This window comes from Lawsonibacter sp. LCP25S3_E2 (genome assembly GCF_052117285.1).
GTDB lineage: Bacteria > Bacillota > Clostridia > Oscillospirales > Oscillospiraceae > Lawsonibacter.
The window spans coordinates 364,012-381,956 of sequence record NZ_JBQKJL010000001.1; the positions used below are offsets into that span (position 1 = coordinate 364,012).

The 17,945-nt window shown below is 61.6% G+C and carries 18 protein-coding genes; 8 read left to right on the plus strand and 10 right to left on the minus strand.

Annotation, left to right across the window (positions count from 1 at the left end):
- Window positions 1-10 precede the first annotated feature (10 nt).
- From ACTQ3R_RS01905 to ACTQ3R_RS01940, 8 genes are all read left to right on the plus strand, one after another.
- Complete coding sequence (locus ACTQ3R_RS01905; RefSeq protein WP_441777386.1) at window positions 11-2,248, plus strand: RelA/SpoT family protein; 2,238 nt, start codon at window positions 11-13, stop codon at window positions 2,246-2,248.
- Window positions 2,249-2,267: 19 nt separating this feature from the next.
- Window positions 2,268-2,708 carry a D-aminoacyl-tRNA deacylase gene (dtd, locus tag ACTQ3R_RS01910; protein ID WP_441777385.1) on the plus strand — a complete coding sequence of 147 codons (441 nt, stop codon included), beginning with the start codon at window positions 2,268-2,270 and terminating at the stop codon, window positions 2,706-2,708.
- A 12-nt stretch (window positions 2,709-2,720) separates the two neighbouring features.
- Window positions 2,721-3,335 carry an MBL fold metallo-hydrolase gene (locus tag ACTQ3R_RS01915; RefSeq protein WP_441777384.1) on the plus strand — a complete coding sequence of 205 codons (615 nt, stop codon included), beginning with the start codon at window positions 2,721-2,723 and terminating at the stop codon, window positions 3,333-3,335.
- Window positions 3,332-4,837, plus strand: a complete 1,506-nt coding sequence (hemZ, locus tag ACTQ3R_RS01920; protein ID WP_441777383.1) for a coproporphyrinogen dehydrogenase HemZ — start codon at window positions 3,332-3,334, stop codon at window positions 4,835-4,837. Before ACTQ3R_RS01915 ends, hemZ begins: the two co-directional genes overlap by 4 nt.
- A 28-nt stretch (window positions 4,838-4,865) precedes the next feature.
- Entirely contained in the window at window positions 4,866-5,804 is a 939-nt protein-coding gene (locus ACTQ3R_RS01925) for an adenylyl-sulfate kinase (RefSeq protein WP_441777382.1), read from the plus strand.
- 47 nt (window positions 5,805-5,851) lie between these two features.
- Window positions 5,852-7,702: a glycoside hydrolase family 13 protein gene (locus ACTQ3R_RS01930; protein ID WP_441777381.1), complete on the plus strand. Its 1,851-nt coding sequence runs from the start codon at window positions 5,852-5,854 to the stop codon at window positions 7,700-7,702.
- 124 nt (window positions 7,703-7,826) lie between these two features.
- On the plus strand, window positions 7,827-8,717 hold the full coding sequence (locus ACTQ3R_RS01935; protein ID WP_441777380.1) for a helix-turn-helix transcriptional regulator: 891 nt from the start codon (window positions 7,827-7,829) through the stop codon (window positions 8,715-8,717).
- 85 nt (window positions 8,718-8,802) lie between these two features.
- Window positions 8,803-9,534, plus strand: coding sequence for a helix-turn-helix transcriptional regulator (locus tag ACTQ3R_RS01940; protein ID WP_441777379.1), 732 nt, complete (start codon window positions 8,803-8,805; stop codon window positions 9,532-9,534).
- 72 nt (window positions 9,535-9,606) lie between these two features.
- Here the strand turns inward: ACTQ3R_RS01940 and ACTQ3R_RS01945 are convergent, their stop codons facing one another.
- From ACTQ3R_RS01945 to ACTQ3R_RS01990, 10 genes are all read right to left on the minus strand, one after another.
- Window positions 9,607-10,398, minus strand: coding sequence for an MBL fold metallo-hydrolase (locus tag ACTQ3R_RS01945; protein WP_441777378.1), 792 nt, complete (start codon window positions 10,396-10,398; stop codon window positions 9,607-9,609).
- A gap of 19 nt (window positions 10,399-10,417) precedes the next feature.
- Window positions 10,418-10,933, minus strand: coding sequence for a Gx transporter family protein (locus tag ACTQ3R_RS01950; protein ID WP_441777377.1), 516 nt, complete (start codon window positions 10,931-10,933; stop codon window positions 10,418-10,420).
- Window positions 10,914-11,288, minus strand: a complete 375-nt coding sequence (locus ACTQ3R_RS01955) for a NusG domain II-containing protein (protein WP_441777376.1) — start codon at window positions 11,286-11,288, stop codon at window positions 10,914-10,916. Before ACTQ3R_RS01955 ends, ACTQ3R_RS01950 begins: the two co-directional genes overlap by 20 nt.
- Window positions 11,285-12,355, minus strand: coding sequence for an FAD:protein FMN transferase (locus tag ACTQ3R_RS01960; RefSeq protein ID WP_441777375.1), 1,071 nt, complete (start codon window positions 12,353-12,355; stop codon window positions 11,285-11,287). Before ACTQ3R_RS01960 ends, ACTQ3R_RS01955 begins: the two co-directional genes overlap by 4 nt.
- A gap of 1 nt (window position 12,356) precedes the next feature.
- Entirely contained in the window at window positions 12,357-12,599 is a 243-nt protein-coding gene (locus ACTQ3R_RS01965) for an RNA-binding S4 domain-containing protein (RefSeq protein ID WP_441777374.1), read from the minus strand.
- A gap of 70 nt (window positions 12,600-12,669) precedes the next feature.
- Complete coding sequence (locus ACTQ3R_RS01970; RefSeq protein WP_441777373.1) at window positions 12,670-12,966, minus strand: HU family DNA-binding protein; 297 nt, start codon at window positions 12,964-12,966, stop codon at window positions 12,670-12,672.
- Between the two features lie 49 nt (window positions 12,967-13,015).
- Window positions 13,016-13,834, minus strand: coding sequence for a nucleoside triphosphate pyrophosphohydrolase (mazG, locus tag ACTQ3R_RS01975; protein ID WP_441777372.1), 819 nt, complete (start codon window positions 13,832-13,834; stop codon window positions 13,016-13,018).
- A 99-nt stretch (window positions 13,835-13,933) separates the two neighbouring features.
- Window positions 13,934-15,790, minus strand: coding sequence for a putative polysaccharide biosynthesis protein (locus ACTQ3R_RS01980; protein WP_441777371.1), 1,857 nt, complete (start codon window positions 15,788-15,790; stop codon window positions 13,934-13,936).
- Between the two features lie 15 nt (window positions 15,791-15,805).
- Window positions 15,806-17,107 (minus strand): amidohydrolase family protein, encoded by a 1,302-nt coding sequence (locus tag ACTQ3R_RS01985; RefSeq protein ID WP_441777370.1) that lies wholly within the window; start codon window positions 17,105-17,107, stop codon window positions 15,806-15,808.
- Window positions 17,108-17,118: 11 nt separating this feature from the next.
- Window positions 17,119-17,943, minus strand: a complete 825-nt coding sequence (locus tag ACTQ3R_RS01990; protein ID WP_441777369.1) for a purine-nucleoside phosphorylase — start codon at window positions 17,941-17,943, stop codon at window positions 17,119-17,121.
- Between the last annotated feature and the right edge of the window lie 2 nt (window positions 17,944-17,945).

A 17,945-nucleotide genomic window follows, 5' to 3' on the forward strand; every position in this document is an offset into this window, starting at 1 on the left:
AGGTGATTTTATGGATCCCATTCTGGAGAGCTATCATGCCCTGGAACGAAAGGTTTCCACCTATACACCCAATTTGGATACCAAGCGGCTGTTTGACGCCTTTACCTACGCCGATGCCTCCCACCACGGCCAGCTGCGCAAAAGCGGCGAGCCCTATATCATCCACCCCATCGCCGTGGCGGAGATCGTGGCCGACCTGGAGCTGGACGTGGACAGCGTCATTGCCGCCCTGCTCCACGACTGCATCGAGGACACTGCCTCCACCCACGAGGAGATCGCCAAAAAGTTTGGACCCACGGTGGCCGAGCTGGTGGAAGGGGTCACCAAGCTGACCAGGGTGCAGTATGTCACCAAAGAAGAGGAGCAGATGGAAAATCTGCGCAAGATGCTCATTGCCATGAGCCGTGACATCCGGGTCATCCTCATCAAGGTGTGCGACCGGCTGCACAATATGCGCACCATGGAGTACCAGTCCCCTAAAAAGCAGCGGGAGAAAAGTCTGGAGACTATGGAGATCTACGCCCCCATTGCCCACCGCTTAGGTATGCAGCGGGTGAAGTGGGAGCTGGAGGACCTGTCCCTGCGGTATCTGGACCCCATCGGCTATAAGGAGATCGAGGACCAGCTGGCCGAGCGCTCCGCCGCCCACGAGGAATTTCTGGCGGGGATCCAGCACCGTATCCAGCAGCGCCTGAGCCAGGAGGGCATCCACTGCACCGTCTACGGCCGGGTGAAGCACATCTACTCCATTTACCGGAAAATGTACGCCCAGAACAAGACCCTGGATGAGATTTTCGACCTTTACGCTTTCCGGGTTATTGTGGACGACATCCCCGAGTGCTATAACGTCCTGGGCTGTATCCACGATATGTTCAAGCCGGTGCTGGGCCGGTTCAAGGACTATATCGGCACCCCCAAGCCCAACATGTACCAGTCCCTCCACACCACCGTCATCGGCCGGGAGGGCATCCCCTTTGAGGTGCAGATCCGCACCTGGGAGATGCACCAGACCGCCGAGTACGGCGTGGCCGCCCACTGGAAGTACAAGCAGGGCATGGCCAACAAGAACCTGGGCACCGAGCAGGAATTTGAATGGGTCCGCAAGCTTCTGGAAAGCCAGCAGGACACCGACGCGGAGGAGTTTGTCTCCACCATGAAGGTGGACCTGTTTGCCGACGAGGTGTTTGTCTTTACCCCCAACGGCGACGTGGTCAATCTCCCCGCCGGCGCCACCCCCATCGACTTTGCCTATAACATCCACTCTGCTGTGGGCAACAGCATGGTGGGCGCCCGTGTCAACGGGCGCATGGTCCCCTATGAAACGGTTTTGAAAAACGGCGACATTGTGGAGGTGCTCACCTCCAAGTCCGCCAAGGGCCCCAGCCGGGACTGGCTGAAGCTGTGTAAATCCAACGAGGCCCGCAACAAGATCCGCCAGTGGTTTAAAAAGGAGCGCCGGGAGGAGAACATCGCCACCGGCCGGGCCGCCTTTGAGTCGGAGCTCAAACACGCCAAGCTCTCCCTGGCCGCCGTCACCGCCGACGAGGTCCTGCCCCACATTCTTCATAAAGTGCGCTGCGGCACATTGGATGAGCTGTACGCCTCCATCGGCTACGGGGGCACCACCGCCGCCAAGGCAGTGGCCCGTGTGCGGGACGAGATGCTCCGCCTGGGCCGGCTCCAGGCGGAAAAGGCCGCCGCCGCATCCAAAACCACTGCAGAGAGCGTGATCGTTCCCGGCACCGCCGCGGGCGTCCCTGTGGCTGCGGCCGGTACTGCAGTGAAGTCCGACTCGGGTATCGTCGTGGAGGGGCTGGGCAACTGCCTGGTGAAGTTTGCCAAGTGCTGTACCCCCGTCCCCGGCGACCCGGTGGTGGGCTTTATCACCCGTGGCTACGGCGTATCCGTCCACCGCTCCGACTGTCCCAACGCCGCCCCGGACAAGCGAAAGCCCGAGGAAGCCGACCGCTGGGTGAAGGTATCCTGGGTGGACAGCAAGCTGCCCAACTACAAGACCGCTCTGGAGCTGTCCTCCAAGGACCGGGACGGTCTGACCCTGGACGTGGCTATGGCCCTGTCCACCGCGAAGGTAAAGGTCAACGCCCTGTCCGCCCGCTCCATGCCCGACGGCCATGCCATTGTGAACATGGTGCTGGAGGTCAAGGACAAGGACGAGCTGGCCACCGTTATCAACAAGCTCAACAACATCCAGGGGGTCTACCATGTGGCCAGAGCCTCTGGCAAGTAACGAAACAAGGAGAAACTCTATGCGTGCAGTCGTCACCCGTGTCTCCTCCGCCAGCGTCACCATCGACGGGAAGGTAGAGGGGGCCATTGAACAGGGCTACCTTATTTTGCTTGGAGTAGGCCCCAACGACACCGAGGCCGTATGCGACAAGCTGGCCGAAAAAATCTGCAATCTGCGGGTTTTTGAGGATGAACAGGGTAAAATGAATTTAAGTCTGGAGCAGGTGGGCGGTTCCATGCTGGTCATCAGCCAGTTTACCCTCTATGCCGACACCTCCTCCCGCCGCCCCGGCTTTTCCAAGGCCGCCAAGCCCGACCTGGCCATCCCTCTCTACGAGCGGTTTATGGACCAGTGCCGCCAGCGGGGCTTTTCTGTGGAACACGGCCGGTTTGGCGCAGACATGAAGGTTGCCTCGGTAAACGACGGCCCGGTGACCATTTTATATGATACCGAACAGTAGGAGGGATTGCCCATGAAAGTAAACGTCATGCAGGTGGGCCCCATCGGCACCAACTGCTACATTCTGGAAGACGAGCAGGCCCATGTGGCCGCCGTCATTGATCCCGGAGACGAGGCCGAGCGGATTTTGTCCGTCATGGAAAAGGAAGATGCCCAGGTGGAGTATATCCTGCTGACCCACGGCCACTATGACCATACCACCGCCGTGCCCCAGCTCCACGAGGCCTGGCCCCAGGCCAAGATCTACATCCACCAGGCCGACGCCAACGGGGCAGGCAGCCGCCTGTTCCCCCTGGCCGGACAGGTGGAGGGCCTGCTCACCTATGACGAGGGAGACACCCTTCCTCTGGGCAGCCTGACCATTGAGGTCCTGCACACCCCCGGCCACTCCAAGGGTTCGGTCACTTTGAAGGCGGCAGACGTGCTCTTTACCGGGGACACCCTCTTTGCCGGCGACTGCGGCCGCACCGATCTGGCCGGAGGCAGCTATGAGGAGATCCTCTCCTCCCTGAAGCGCCTGGGCGGGCTGGAGGGCAACTTCCACGTGCTGCCCGGCCATGGGGGCACCTCCACTCTGGATCAGGAGCGCCGGTTTAACCCCTATATGCGGGAGGCTATGTCCCGTTGAAGCTCTATTTTTACACGGATGCCGCTCTTTGGCAGCCGGAGCGGTATCATTACGCCGCCGAGCAGATGATGCTCACCCTTTTCCCTGGAGAAAAGCCGGAATACCCGGCCCAGCCGCCCCATACCCTGGAAGAGGAGCCCTTTGCCTGCTTCTCCCTGTCTCTGGATGGGGAGGAGGGGGTGCTGCGGGCTTCGGTCCAACGAAACGGCGCCCAGGCCCAGGGCCAGTCCCGCTTTCCTGCCCATGAACTGAAGCAGCCCCCTGAGGCGGTCTACCACACCCTTCAGCATGCCTTGAAGCTGGCCTTTTACCAGGCGGGGGTCACGCTGCTGGGGCAGGAGCCCCCCTGGGGGGCCCTCACCGGGGTGCGCCCAGTGAAGCTGCCCACCCGCTCCATGGCCGCCGGGGCCTCCCCGGCCCAGGCCCAGGAGCAGCTGGAGCGGGAGTACCGGGTGTCGCCCCAGCGCGCCCGGCTGGCGGTGGACTGCGCCAAGGCCAGTCTGGCCGTCCAGCGCTCCCTTCGGGAGAGGGAGGTATCCCTCTACATCGGCATCCCCTTCTGTCCCACCCGGTGCGCCTACTGTTCCTTCGTCTCCGCCGATGTGGGCCGGACCCTGAAGCTGGTAGACCCCTATGTGGAGGCTCTGGAGGAGGAAATCGATGCCATGGGCCAGCTTCTCCGGGAGCTGGGCCTTTCCGTGCGCTCCTTTTACATGGGCGGCGGCACTCCCACCACCCTGTCTCCGGAACAGCTGGAGGGCCTGCTGGGCCGCTGCCGCCGGGTTTTGCCCCTGGAGGGCTGCACAGAATACACCGTGGAGGCGGGACGGCCGGACACCATTACCTGGGAAAAGCTGCAGGTGCTGAAGGAGCAGGGCATCGGCCGTATCTCCATTAACCCCCAGACCCTGGAGGAGCCCGTTCTCCAGGCCATTGGCCGCCGACACACCGCCCAGGATATTCTGGAGGCCTACGCCACGGCCAGAAAGGTGGGCTTTGCCTCCATCAACATGGACCTGATCGCCGGACTGCCCCGAGACAGCTTTGAGGGCTTTTGCCGCTCTCTGGAGGGGGTCATGGCCCTCTGCCCGGAAAACATCACCGTCCACACCCTGGCCCTGAAGAAGGGCTCCACCTTGATGGAGCGGGGCGGGGCGCTGCCCTCGGGGGAGGAGACCGCCCATATGCTGGACTTCTCACGGGAGAAGCTGTCCGCCGCGGGCTATCTGCCCTATTACCTCTACCGGCAGAAGTATATGTCCGGCTCTCTGGAAAATGTGGGCTGGGCCGTGCCGGGCACGGAGAGCCTTTATAACATTGTGATGATGGAAGAGCTGCACACCGTCATCTCCCTGGGCGGGGGCGGCGTGACCAAGCTCATCGAGCCAAACAGCGGGAAAATTCTCCGCCTTACCAACCCAAAATACCCCCACGACTATCTGTCCGCACGGGAAAAGCTGGCACAGCAGCGGGGGGAAATTGCCGCCTTTTTTGCTCCCTGATGGGGCGGCAGATCGGAAAGGAGCGCCTATGGCTTACCAACTGCAGGAAATCAACAAACGGATTCAGAGCGATGTAACGGAATTTCTGGCCGAATGCGACCAGGCCTATCACCAGCGGGTCTCCCTGGCCGCGGACAAAATTCTGTCCAATCTGGACAAAAGCCCCATTGTGCTGCTGTCCGGCCCTTCTGGTTCGGGAAAGACCACCACGGCTATGAAAATCGCGGAGGAGCTCCAGCGCCGGGGCGTGGGCTCCCGTGCGGTGGCCATGGACAACTACTTCAAAACCCTCAACCGAAAGACCGCGCCCCGCACGCCCGAGGGCGACATCGACTACGAGTCCCCCCTGTGCATGGATATGGAGCTGCTGGACCAGCACTTTTCCGCTCTGTCCCGTGGGGAGGAGATCATCATCCCCAAATTTGAGTTTGCCCGCCAGATGCGAAACGACTCGCTGGGCACGCCCATGAAGCTGGAAAAAAACGAGATCGTTATTTTTGAGGGCATCCACGCCCTGAACGACGACATTGCCGGCCGCCACCCGGAGGCCACCAAGCTTTATATTTCCGCCCGCTCCAACGTCAACGAGGGGGCCATCCTCCGCTTTAAAGGCACCTGGATGCGCCTGACCCGCCGGGCCGTACGGGACTATAGCTTCCGGGGCACCGAGGTGGCCGAGACCCTGGACATGTGGGCCAACGTCCGCCGGGGAGAGAAGCTCTATATCTCCCCCTTCAAAAACCGGGCGGATATTATCTTTGACTCCTCTCTGCCCTATGAGGTGTCGGTGATGAAAAACTACGCCGTCCCCATTCTCCGCAGCGTTCCCGAGGACAACGAGCGCCATGACGAGATGCTTCAGCTGGTGGACGCGTTCCAGTATTTTGAGGCCATCGACCCCGCCCTGGTGGCCAAAGACTCCCTGCTGCGGGAATTTATCGGCGGTGGGAGCTACAAATATCACTGAGCGGCCAGCTCCCTTTTTCCGATTCCAAACTATTTGGAGTGATCTCTTTGACCTATCAACCTACCTACAATTCTCGGGATGAGCGCTATAAAAGCCCCTACGGGGCCGTGTCCTCCGGGACCGCGGTTCGCTTTTCTCTCCGCCCGCCCCGTGCCGAGGGGTTTTCCCATGCCGCTCTCACGGCCCGGTTTGAAAGCTGGGACAACAAAACGGTGACCATCCCCATGCCCTGGCAGGGCTTTGAGCTGAGTCAGGACGTCTTTTCCACCCAGCTGGACACCCAGGACTATGTGGGCCTGGTGTGGTACTCCTTTAAGCTGGAGCGTCTGGACGGGCGCAAGCAGGAGCTGGGCCCTTATCAGCTCACCGTGTACGACGGTTCCCAGGCTGTCCCCACCTGGTTTGGAGAGGGCGTCACTTATCAGATTTTCCCCGACCGCTTCCGCCGCAGCCGTATCCCCGACCCCACCGGCCTGGTGGGAGGCCGCACCGTCCACCAAAACTGGGAGGAGTCCCCCGAATACCGCCCCGACCACAAGGGAGAGGTGCGCAACCGGGACTTCTTCGGCGGTGATTTTAAGGGTGTGATGGAACAGCTGGACTATCTGAAAAACCTGGGGGTAGAGACGCTGTACTTCAACCCCATCTTTGAGGCGGCGGAAAACCACCGCTACGGCACCGCTGACTACAGCCGGGTGGACCCCATGCTGGGCACCAACGAGGACTTTTCCCACCTGTGCCAGGAGGCCCACAAGCGGGGCATGCGGGTCATGCTGGACGGGGTGTTCAACCACACGGGCTTTGTGAGCCGCTACTTTAACGGCGACGGCTTCTATCCCGATGTAGGCGCCAGCCAGAGCTGGGACTCTCCCTACCGCCCTTGGTTCAACTTCATCCAGTGGCCCAAGAAGTATGAGAGCTGGTGGGGCATCTACTCCCTGCCCGCCGTCAACGAGAGCAATCCCGACTACCGCAATTTCATCTTTGCCGGACCGGACAGTGTGGTGCGCCGGTGGCTCCGGGCAGGAGCGGACGGCTGGCGGCTGGACGTAGCCGACGAGCTGCCCGACGACTTTGTCCACGGCATCCACCAGGCCGCACGGGAGGAGAAGCCCGACGCTGTGGTCATCGGCGAGGTGTGGGAAGACGGCTCCACCAAAATTGCTTATGGAGTGCGCCGCAAGCACATTCTGGGCGGCCACTGTGACGGACTGATGAACTACCCCCTGCGCAGCGCCATTCTGGCCTTCTTCACCGGCGGGGGAGGGGAGCACTTTGTGGAGAGCATGGAGACCATCCGGGAAAATTACCCGGCCTTTGCCTTCTACTCCGCCATGAACTCTCTGGACACCCATGACACCCCCCGTTTCCTCACCCTCATGGGGGCGGGCGGGGAGTACCGGGACCAGTCCAAGGAGTGGCGGGCCAACTTCCGTCTCTCTCCCAAGCAGCGCCGCCGGGGCAAGGACCTGCTGCGGGCGGCCAGTCTGCTGCTGTTCTGCTTCCCCGGTTCCCCCACCATCTACTACGGAGATGAGGCGGGTATGGAGGGCTTTGAGGACCCCTTCAACCGCCAGACCTACCCCTGGGGCCATGAGGACCGGGAGCTGATGGACTGGTACCGGGCTCTGGGCCAGGTGCGGAAAAAGTACCAGGCCCTGCGCCGGGGCTCCATCCGCTACGTCTACGGCAAGGGGCCCCTGCTGGCCTTTGTCCGCCGGGAGGGGAAGCAGCGCCTGCTGTGCGCCTTTAACGCCAGCGAAACTCCCCAGGCCATGTTCCTGGAGGGGGAGGGAAAACCCGAGGCCATCCTGGGCCGGGCCAATGTGGAGATGGAGGAGAGCGGTTTCTCTCTGACGGTGCCTCCTCAGTCGGGCGTTCTCATGGAATTAAAATAACCCCCCAATCCCTTGCGGGACAGGGGGTGCAACCACAGATTGACAAGCTGTAAGGGACGGATGGTAGCCACTTTCCGTCCCTTTCCCTTATACTGGAAACACCAAACCAAAGGAGGTGGCCGCCATGACCCTGGGCCAGCGGATTCAGGAACTAAGAAAACAGCATAACCTCTCCCAAGAGGCCCTGGGGGAGAAGCTGGGGGTCTCCCGCCAGGCCATCTCCCGGTGGGAGATGGACGGGGCCGTCCCCGAGGTGGACAAGCTCATTGCCATGAGCAAGCTCTTTGGCGTTTCCCTGGACGAGCTGCTGGGGCTCAGCAAGCCCGCCCGGCCGCAGGTCAGGCAATGGCCCCGGCGAAAGCTGGTTTTCGCGGCTGGTTTGATGGTAATTTTGCTTCTCTGCGCCCTTCCTTCCCTCCTTCTGTGGCAGGAAAACCAGTCCCTTCGCCGTCAGATTGCAGTTTCCGCCGCCTCTGAGCCATACGTCCCCTGTGACGGCCGTCGTCTGTTCCAGGACTGGGATGTCTCCTTTGGCCACATCTCCATGGGCTTTCCCCAGGCCAGAGGCAGCGAGGATTTGACCATTCGGTTTTCCTTCCAGCTGGCCGAGGGACTGAAGGGGTGGAAGGTCACCGGTCTGGAGACCAAAATCGAGGGCTATGACCCCTGGGGGGAATATCCCGACGGCACCGAGGTGCCCAAGGACAAGCGCCAGTGGGAGCGGATCGAATATCTGCCTGTGAAAACGCCCCTGTTCGGGGACAGCCGTGCCACGCTGACTCTGCCCGACTACGGCGGGGAGGTAGTAACGGTGGCCGCCATCGAGCTGCGGGAGACCGGCACCGGACGCACCGCCACCATCGAGAATTTCCTCACCATTGGGACCGATGCCCAGCGGGGAAACAACTTTACCGTCAGCACCCTCTCCATTCAGGAGCAATACGTTCCTTGCGTTGCTGATCTTCCCCTTTCCGTGGCCAGACAGGTTCCCGGCTGCCAGCTGGAACTTTCCTGACCGCAGAAAAAACCGCCGCAGTGGGGCCCTTTCCCACAGCAGCACATATCCTTCCTTCCAAGATTCCACACAGGAGGTGTCTTAGATGACCCTGGGCCAGCGGATTCAAGAATTACGAAAGCAGCAGAACCTCTCTCAGGAGGCCCTGGGGGAGAAGCTGGGGGTCTCCCGCCAGGCCATCTCCCGCTGGGAGATGGACGGAGCCGTCCCCGAGGTGGACAAGCTCATCGCCATGGGCAAGCTTTTTGGGGTGTCCCTCAATGACCTGCTCCAGGTAGAGACCGGGGACGCCGGGCCGGAACCCAAGATCGTACTGGCCCTGCCCCGCCTGTGGCGTGTGGGGGTCATCATCCTGGCCCTGCTGACCCTCCTGTCTCTGGGTACTACCGCCTATCTGGGCTGGCGGCTGGGCGGGGTAGAGCAGCAGCTGGCGGCGGAGCAGAACGCCCTGGACCCAGAGCAGCCCCTGGTGGCCGACTTTGATCTGGACGTGAGTGTGTGGGGAGATCAAACCCACATTGACTACATCTTCTATCTCACCATGGCCCGGCAGGTGGAGGGGATGGAGGTCTCCCTCCAGCTGCTGGACGGAGACGGCCAGGTCCACACCCTTCCTCTGGAGGTGTTGGAAGGGACCATTTACACCGGATACACCTATCTTTCCTTCCCATCCGGGCACACCCTGACCATCAGCGCGGTCTTTCAGGATGCCCAGGGTACCGCCTATACCCAGCCGCTGGAAGAAATTCTTGTCTCCTCTGATTCCAATTGGCGGAGCACCGTTCTCTGGGACACGCTGAATCATACTCTGGGATAAGCAAAATATTTTCCTGCCCCCCGCAGCACAAAGGGCCGCCGGATTGTCCGGCGGCCCTTTTCGTTCCCTTGATTATACTGTGATAACCTGCCCGGAGGCCAGGTACTGAAGTTGGTCTCCCATGCGCTCTTTCAGGTACTGGAAGGGCTCCTGGCCCGTGCAATGGCAGGTATAGTAGTCCGTCTTGTGCTCCCGGAGCACGTGGGCCGCCTGGTCCAGAACGGAGTTGCCCTGGGGTGTGACCTCCTGCTTCATAAAGTGGAAGCCGCCGATGAGCACATCGGGCTCCAGCCAGTCCATGATGTTCAAAATCCCCTTGTGGGAGCAGCCGCTGATGAGCACTTTTTTCCCCTTCTCCCGGACCATCAGGTACTGCTCATGGAGAAATTGGTCGGGCTTTTGCTCTCCGTTCTGCTCCTCCGTCAGTCCCGCACTATCCAGCGGGTATTTTCTGGCCTTCTGATTACAGGAATACAGGGATAACTGGTCATCCAGCTCCAGAATATCCTCCACAAACCGCAGCCGTCCGCTCTCCCGGAGGGCAGGGTCAAGCCCGATGTACTTGCCCACCCCATTATACCGCTTGCCAAAGGCGTGGGCGCTGAGGTAGATGGGGGCGTGGTCATTCACTTCCAGAAAACGGCCCAGACCACCCCCGTGGTCGTAATGGTCGTGGGAGAGGATGACCAGCTCCACCTGGGACAGATCCACCCCCAGCCGCTCTGCGTTGTCTGCAAAGGCCCCGGAGGCACCAGTGTCAAAGAGGATCTTGTGCCGGTCGGTCTCCAGATAGAGGCTCAAACCGTGCTCCGCGGCAAAGGCCGGCTCATACGGGGTGTTTTCCATGAGCGCGTAAATCTTCATGGTGTTTTCCTCCCAACGACTACTGTTTCAGCCGCTCCAGACGGTTTATGAGGGCCTGGGCGGCCACGCCGGTAAAAAGTCCGGCGATGATCCCCGCCAGAACGAGGTAGGGGAGATAGGCCAGCACTGTCCAGGTCTTCATCACTGCCGCCGCGGCCAACAGCTGCCCCAGATTGTGAAATACTCCGGCCACCGGGCTGCACAGCCAGATCTGCCCGCGCTGGAGCATCCTGCGCAGCACCAGCAGCACGCACCAGCTCAGGAACCCTCCGGCAGCGGAGTAAATAAGGGTCATCATCTGCCCGGAAAATACCGCCCCCAGAAACACCCGTCCCGCCAACATCATCAGGGTATCCCCAGGCCCCAGGGTAAACATGGCGTACACGGTGACGATGTTGGCAAGGCCCAGCTTGATGCCCGGCACGATGGTGACCACCGGCAGCTGGGCCTCCACCATGAAGATGGTCAGGGCGATGGCGGTGAGCAGGGCCAGGCGGGTCATGCGCCCCGCCCCTTTAACCGGCTGCGGCGTCAAACGCGCTCCCTCCCCCCACGATCTCGATCATCAGCTTGTGGGGCAGGCACACCACCGGGACGGTACCGTCGGAAATAAACCCCTGGCTGACGCATACCTGGTCGGGGCAGTCCGCCTCGCTCACCCGGATGCGGCCGGGCTCCACCAAAATGGTATTGCAGCCCCCCTCGCTGTCTACGGTAAAGGAGTAGCTCTCCTCCACCTCATCCAGAGGGATCTCCTCCAGCACCTCCCCGTCCAGGGTGATCCGGGCCACCGGGGAGACAGGCTGCTCCCTTTGCAGCAGAAGATATCCCACCGAGAGGACTGCCGCCGCCAGCAGCAGGATCAAAATGATCTTGGCGTTTTTGCTCATGTCAGCACCTGTACCTCCCGGTCCTCATATCCCTGGGCCAGGGAAAATCGCTCGTCCATGCCAGGGGTTACGTATAGGGTCCCGTCCTCGGTGACAAAGAGGACCTCAATTTCAAGCTCCGGATGGTCGCGCCAGAACTGGGCGCCCTCCTCCAGGCCCATGACAAACAGGGCCGTGGACAGCCCGTCGCACACAAGGCCCGAGGGGCCCACCACCGTCACCGAGGTGAGGCCACTGCGTGCGGGGGCGGCGGTGTCCGGGTCTAAGATGTGCCAATAGGTCTCCCCGTCCTGCTCAAAAAACCGCTGGTAGCCCCCGGAGGTGCCTACTGCCAGATCGGTGAGCTCAATCACCCCCAGATAGCCCTCTCCCGCCGGGTCCTGGACGGCGATGCGCCAGGGGGAACCGTCGGGCTTGGCGCCCACGGCCATAATGGTGCTCTGGCCCAGGTCCAGCAGGGCGGTGTGGACGTCGCAGGCGGCCAAAATACCAGCCAGGGTATCCGCAAGCTTGCCCTTGGCCACCGCCCCCAGCTCCGCCTTCATCCCGGCGGGGAGCGAGACAAACCGCCCGCTCTCCGTTTCCTCCCCCAGGACGATGCGGGTATAGTCGATCTTCTGGGCCAGCTCCGCCAGCTCCTCCGCAGCGGGCACCCGGTAGTCTCCGGAGATAAAGCCCCAGGCCTCCACCGCCGGGTAGGCGGTGATATCCAGGGCCCCGCCGGTAAGCGCGCACAGCTCTATAGCCTCCCGCAAAAGACTGGCCGTGGGGTTGTTGACCTCTGTTGGTTCCCCGTTGGCAGCGTTCAGGCGGTACAGATCACCCTGGGGATCGGTGGCGGAATAAAAGCCCTCCAGCCACTTCACTTCATACTCCAGCTCTGCCAGCACCTCTTCCGCTGTCTGGGTCAATCCGTCGCCGTAAACGGTCAGGGTCATAATGGTGTCCATGGCGAAGACCTGCCTGTCATGCTTCTCCGGCTGGCGCTGGCAGCCCCCTAACAGGGTCAGGGTCAGGGCCAGCACCAGAGCCAGACCTTTTTTCCAATATCCCGCCCTCAGGACCATCTCAGAGTACCTCCCGGTACATGGCCGCCGCGTCTGCCTTGCCCACATTGTCGGCCACCACCAGCACCTCCACCTTGACGGTGTTGGTACCGAATTTCAGCTCCAGCTGGTCGCCCACCTTCACGTCATAGCTGGCTTTCACCGGCCGGCCGTTGGCGGTGACACGGGCGTTGTCGCAGGCCTCGTTGGCCACGGTGCGGCGCTTGATGAGCCGGGAAACTTTCAGCCATTTATCCAATCGCACAATGATCGCTCCTATTCTAAAACATAAGCGGGGGACGCCGTGACACAGCGTCCCCCGCTTTTCTTGGAGATTACTTGGACACAGCGTCCTTCAGAGCCTTGCCGGCCTTGAACACCGGAGCCTTGGAGGCAGGAATGGGAATGGCCTCCTTGGTCTGGGGGTTGCGGCCCATGCGCTCAGCGCGCTTCTTCACCTCAAAGGAACCAAAGCCCACCAGCTGAACCTTCTCTTCCTTCTGAAGCGCCTCAGTAATGGCCTCGATGGCGGCGGTAATGGCGGCCTCGGCGTCCTTCTTGGACAGCTCCGCCTTCTCGGCCACGGCGGCAATCAGTTCGGTTTTATTCATGTCATTTTTCCTCCTGTACATGTTGGCAGTCTTTCCCGGCTGCCGCTGATCTATACTTAAAGCCCTGGAATCAGGGGGCTTTTAAGTTGTCATTTGACGTTTGGGCGCGCTCTTCCCATTTGGCCTTCTGCCAAAGCCGTTCCAGCTCAGGCACATCCAACCCGGTTAAGGGTCCGCCTGCGGACTGCTCCACCCGGCGGAACCGCCGGATAAATTTCTCACAGGCCTTTTGGAGGGCGGTCTCACTGTCCACACCGGCAAACCGGCCTACCTTCACCGCAGCAAAGAGCAGGTCGCCCAGCTCCTCCTCCACATTGGAGTGCTCCCTCACCGCCTGCCGAAGCTCCCCGACCTCTTCGGACAGCTTGTCCAGGGCAGGGGAGACCTCCTCCCAGTCAAAGCCCGCCTTCCGGGCTTTTCCCTGGATTTTCTCCGCCCGCATAAGGGCGGGCATGGCTCGGGCCACGCAGTCCATGGCATCGGCGGTGGTGCGCTGGCCCTTCTCCCGGCGCTTCTGGGCGTCCCAGGTACTGAGGGCCCCCTGGGCGTCCTCCGCCTCCACTGCGCCAAACACATGGGGGTGGCGGTAAACGAGCTTTCGGCACACACCGTCCACCACATCGTCAAAGGTGAACTGTCCGGCCTCCTGGGCCATGCGGGCGTGAAACACCACCTGGAGCAGTACGTCACCCAGCTCCTCCTTCAGGTTCTCCATGTCTTCATGGTCAATGGCGTCGGCAGCCTCATAGGCCTCCTCCAGCATGTTCTGCCGGATGGACTGGTGGGTCTGTTCCCGGTCCCAGGGACAGCCCCCCGGAGCACGCAGGGTCTTCATAATTTCCAGCAAATCATCCATCTGATACTGGGCGTTACATTGAGAATTTACCACAGTTCCTCTTCCTTATCAAGCTATTTTTCTATTTTCCACAGAAAAGAGGGGGAAATGGCTCCACTTCCCCCAGTTTTCCCTATAATGTGGAAATTTATGTCAAATTCTCAGCAGCTTCGCAATTTTCTCCCCTTTGGGCATCAGGGCCAGGTCCTCCCGTGACACGGCCCGCAGCGCCGCCACCAGCACCACATACACGATCATGGCCACGCCGATGGCGCCTAAGGTGGCCATCGCGTTGCCCATCCAGGTGATGACCCGCTCGGTCTCTCCATCGGGCACATAGGACAGCACCCGGTACAATAGGCCATACACCGCCCAGGCCGCCGCACCCATCATGGCCGAGGCAAGGAAGGGTTTTAGGAAAATGGGGCCAAACTTGGGCCGGTGGGGGATGACCCGTGCGATAATCGCCAGGTCGAGGATCAGGCACAGGGCAAAGCACAGTACGCTGCCCGTGGGGGCTCCGTAGATGCCGATCTGGGCGGTGCCCACCAGGTTATAGTTGGTGACAATTTTCACGATTCCGCCCAGCACCATGACGATGACGGGCAAAATCACAAAGCCATAGGCCTGGAGCACCGAGTTGCACACCAGGGTCACACAGGAGAAGATGGCCGTCAGTCCCAGGGTGGACAGCAGAGAACCGGCCAGCTCCGCATTGAGGCTGGCAAACAGCAGCCGGACAATGGGCGTGCCCAGCACAAACAGGCCGATGCCCATAGGGAAGGAGAGCAGGGCGGTAATGCGCAGGGCAGAACCGGAGATCCGGGCCGCTCCTTTCCGGTCACGGCGGGCCAATCCGCCGGAGACGGCGGGAATCACCGAGGCGGTGATGGCGGCCATGAGGGAGGTGGGCAGGTTATAGATGTTGATGGCACCGGAGTAGTTGCCATAGAGGGTGCGGCTCAGGTCCTGAAGCACCTCGTCCACGGCCAGGGCGGCCGTCTGGATGGCATTGGGATGCTGGGCCGCTGCGGCGGCCTTCAGCTGCTCTGTCAGCGTGGTCATGGTGACCTGTGCCCCCGCGCCCATGGCCTGCTTCCAGGCGTCAATGGCATCCTGCAGGGGGGCAAAATCCGCCACCCCCGCATACAGGGTCCAGCTGCTGGGGTCCTCCAGCAGCACCTTCTGCACCTGTCCCTGGACCAAAGCGGAATCAATGACGGTCACAATGCCCACCATGGAGGAGCTGAGGGTGATGGGGATGGCGATCTGGAGCAGCTCCTTAAGAATCCTGCCCGCCGCTTCCGGCTCATCTCTGGACAGCCGGGGCTCCTCCAGGTTCTTTTTCACATGGTGCAGGGCCATGTAGACCACTGCAACCACGGTGCCCACGGTGACGCCGGTGATGGCGCCGGCGGCGGCGTTGCTCTGTCCCGCTCCGCTTTTGATGAGCCAATAGGCCAGACCCAGACCCACCACCAGCTTGCACAGGGCCTCGATAATCTGGGAAATGGCGGTGGGCGCCATGTCTCCGTGTCCCTGGGCATAGCCCCGGAAGGCAGACAGGCAGCCCACACACACCACCGCCGGGGCCAGCGCCCGGATGCCGATGGCGGCCTTGTCGTCGTTCATCATGCCCGCCAGCATCTCCGCCTGGAAGAACATAACGAGGAAGGAGATGCCTCCCAAGGTCAAAAACACCGTCAAAGACAGGCGGAAAATCTTGCGCACCTGGTTTTGGCGCCCCAGGGCATTGGCTTCACTCACCATTTTGGACACCGCCACCGGCAGGCCTGCGGTGGAGATGGTGAGCAGCACGGTATAAATATTATAGGCGTTGGTAAAGTCCGCAGTGCCCTGCTCTCCAATGATGTTGGTCAGCGGAATTTTATAGAACATCCCGATAACCTTGACCACCAGAATACCCACAGCCAGAATGGCCGCGCCGCCAAAGAAGGTGTTTTGCTTTTGCCCGCTCAGCCGGCGGGGCGGAGAATTACGCTGGGCCATAGGAAGCCTCCTACATCAACCAAAAATAAGGGGCAGGGCATAGTTCTCCACCTCGGAACGGATCTTTTCCAGGTCCAGGGTGAAAAACTCTCCCTTTTCATATATGATCTTGCCCCGTGCCATATTCATGGACACATCGCCCCCCCGTGCGGCAAACACCAGGTTTTCCTCCACATCGTGGCAGGGGATCAGGTTGGGGCGGTTAAAGTCCACCAGGATGAGGTCGGCCACCTTCCCCGGCGCCACCACGCCGGTGTTCCGGCCCAGGGCCCGTGCGGCATTCACCGTGGCCATCTCCAGGGCCTGGCGGGCCGTGACGGCCATGGGGTCCCGGCTGACGCCCTTGTGAAGCATGGCGGCCAGCTTGATCTCCTCAAAGAGGTCGGCGCTGTTGTTGGAAGACACCCCGTCGGTGCCCAGGGCCACATTGACCCCGGCTTTGAGCATCTGGGGCACCCGCGCCACGCCGGAGCCCAGCTTCAGGTTGGACACGGGGTTGTGCACGGCAGTGACATGCTTTTGGGCCATGATGGCCATGTCCTCGTCGCTCACCCACACGCAGTGGGCGGCGGTGCCGCCCCGCTCCCATACGCCATACTGGTCCAGAACGGCCAGGGGCGTTTTCCCGTGGCGCTCCAGACTCTGCTCATGCTCCAGCTTGGTTTCGGAAATGTGCACATGCATGCCCAGCTTGTTCTTCTGGGCAAAGTCCGCGGTCCACTGCCACAGGGGGGCACTGGAGGTGTATTCCCCGTGGATGGAGGCATCCACCAGGATCTGGCCATCTCCCGCTCCGTGCCACTGCTGCATAAGCTCCTGCTGGTTTCGGCAGTCGGTGCACTTGTCAGGGGAGAAGTCCTTGGGATCACCAAAGTAGAGCCCGCCGCAGGAGAGGTTGGCGCTGATGCCGGCGTCCATCACCTGCTGGGCGATGGTGCCGGTCTTCATATACATATCCACAATGCAGGTGGTGCCTGTGGCGATCATCTCCGCCAGGCCCAGGGCCGCCCCGGCGGCCACTGCCCGCTCATCCAGCTTGGCCTCGGCGGGGAAAATATAGTCGCTGAGCCAGTGCTGCAGATCATGGCCGCCGCCATACCCCCGCATGAGGGTCATGGGCACATGGGTGTGGCAGTTGATGAGGCCGGGCATGAGCACCTGGCCCTTGCCGTCCACCACCCGGTCAAACTCCCCCTGGGGACGCTGGGTCCCCACAGAGGCGATGGTGGTCCCCTCCACCGCCACATAGGCGTCCTTCAGCAGGGGCTGGGCGGGGTCCATGGTGAGGACGGTGACATGTTGGAACAGTACAGACATAGTAAAACTCCTTACAGCTTCTTCAGGCAGGCACGCACCAGGCCGGAAAATTTCTCCCGTGCGGCCTCAGCGGCATCCAGCACCTCTTTTTCGGTAAGGGGCTGGTCCAGAATACCGGCGGCCATGTTGGAGAGCAGGGTCAGGCCCAAAATCTCCATGCCGCAGTGGCCGGCCACAATGGCCTCGGGGGCGGTGGACATCCCCACCGCGTCGCCGCCCAGAATCCGGGCAGCCCGGACCTCGGCAGGGGTCTCATACTGGGGGCCGTAGCAATAGAAGTAGACGCCCTCCCGCAGGGGGATGCCCATCTCCTTGGCCGTCTGGCGGGCCAGCTCCTGCAGACGCAGGGTATAGAGGTGGGACACATCGGGGAAGCGCTCGCCAAAGGCGGGCAGGTTCTCGCCCCGGAGGGGGGACTCGGAGAAGAGCTTGATTTGGTCGGTGATGAGCATGAGGTCACCGGCCTCCCACTGGGTGTTCACACAGCCGGCGGCGTTGGTGACGATCAAGGTGTCGCACCCCAGCAGGCGCAGCACCCGCACCGCATAGGACACGTCCTCATAGGAATAGCCCTCATAGTGGTGCATGCGGCCCTGCATCACCGCCACCTTCTGGCCCTCCAGGGTGCCGAACACCAGCCGGCCCTTGTGGCCGGGGGCGGTGGAGGACTTAAAGTGGGGAATGTCTCCGTAGGGGATGGCGATGGGGTTTTCCACCTCGTCCCCCAGATAGCCCAGGCCGGAACCCAGCACCATTGCTACCTTGGGGACAAAATCCCCCAACTGACTGCGGATGGCCTGTGCGCTGGCCTCATACTGTTCCATGGTATACTGCATGT

What these genes read in the sequence shown, in the direction of transcription:
- ACTQ3R_RS01905 (WP_441777386.1), top strand. Translation starts at nt 11, where the DNA reads ATGGATCCCATTCTGGAGAGCTATCATGCCCTGGAACGAAAGGTTTCC.
- ACTQ3R_RS01990 (WP_441777369.1), bottom strand. Translation starts at nt 17,943, where the DNA reads ATGCAGTATACCATGGAACAGTATGAGGCCAGCGCACAGGCCATCCGC.
- ACTQ3R_RS01945 (WP_441777378.1), bottom strand. Translation starts at nt 10,398, where the DNA reads ATGAAGATTTACGCGCTCATGGAAAACACCCCGTATGAGCCGGCCTTT.
- ACTQ3R_RS01940 (WP_441777379.1), top strand. Translation starts at nt 8,803, where the DNA reads ATGACCCTGGGCCAGCGGATTCAAGAATTACGAAAGCAGCAGAACCTC.
- ACTQ3R_RS01925 (WP_441777382.1), top strand. Translation starts at nt 4,866, where the DNA reads ATGGCTTACCAACTGCAGGAAATCAACAAACGGATTCAGAGCGATGTA.
- ACTQ3R_RS01955 (WP_441777376.1), bottom strand. Translation starts at nt 11,288, where the DNA reads ATGAGCAAAAACGCCAAGATCATTTTGATCCTGCTGCTGGCGGCGGCA.
- ACTQ3R_RS01935 (WP_441777380.1), top strand. Translation starts at nt 7,827, where the DNA reads ATGACCCTGGGCCAGCGGATTCAGGAACTAAGAAAACAGCATAACCTC.
- ACTQ3R_RS01980 (WP_441777371.1), bottom strand. Translation starts at nt 15,790, where the DNA reads ATGGCCCAGCGTAATTCTCCGCCCCGCCGGCTGAGCGGGCAAAAGCAA.
- ACTQ3R_RS01915 (WP_441777384.1), top strand. Translation starts at nt 2,721, where the DNA reads ATGAAAGTAAACGTCATGCAGGTGGGCCCCATCGGCACCAACTGCTAC.
- ACTQ3R_RS01970 (WP_441777373.1), bottom strand. Translation starts at nt 12,966, where the DNA reads ATGTACAGGAGGAAAAATGACATGAATAAAACCGAACTGATTGCCGCC.
- ACTQ3R_RS01960 (WP_441777375.1), bottom strand. Translation starts at nt 12,355, where the DNA reads ATGGTCCTGAGGGCGGGATATTGGAAAAAAGGTCTGGCTCTGGTGCTG.
- ACTQ3R_RS01985 (WP_441777370.1), bottom strand. Translation starts at nt 17,107, where the DNA reads ATGTCTGTACTGTTCCAACATGTCACCGTCCTCACCATGGACCCCGCC.
- dtd (WP_441777385.1), top strand. Translation starts at nt 2,268, where the DNA reads ATGCGTGCAGTCGTCACCCGTGTCTCCTCCGCCAGCGTCACCATCGAC.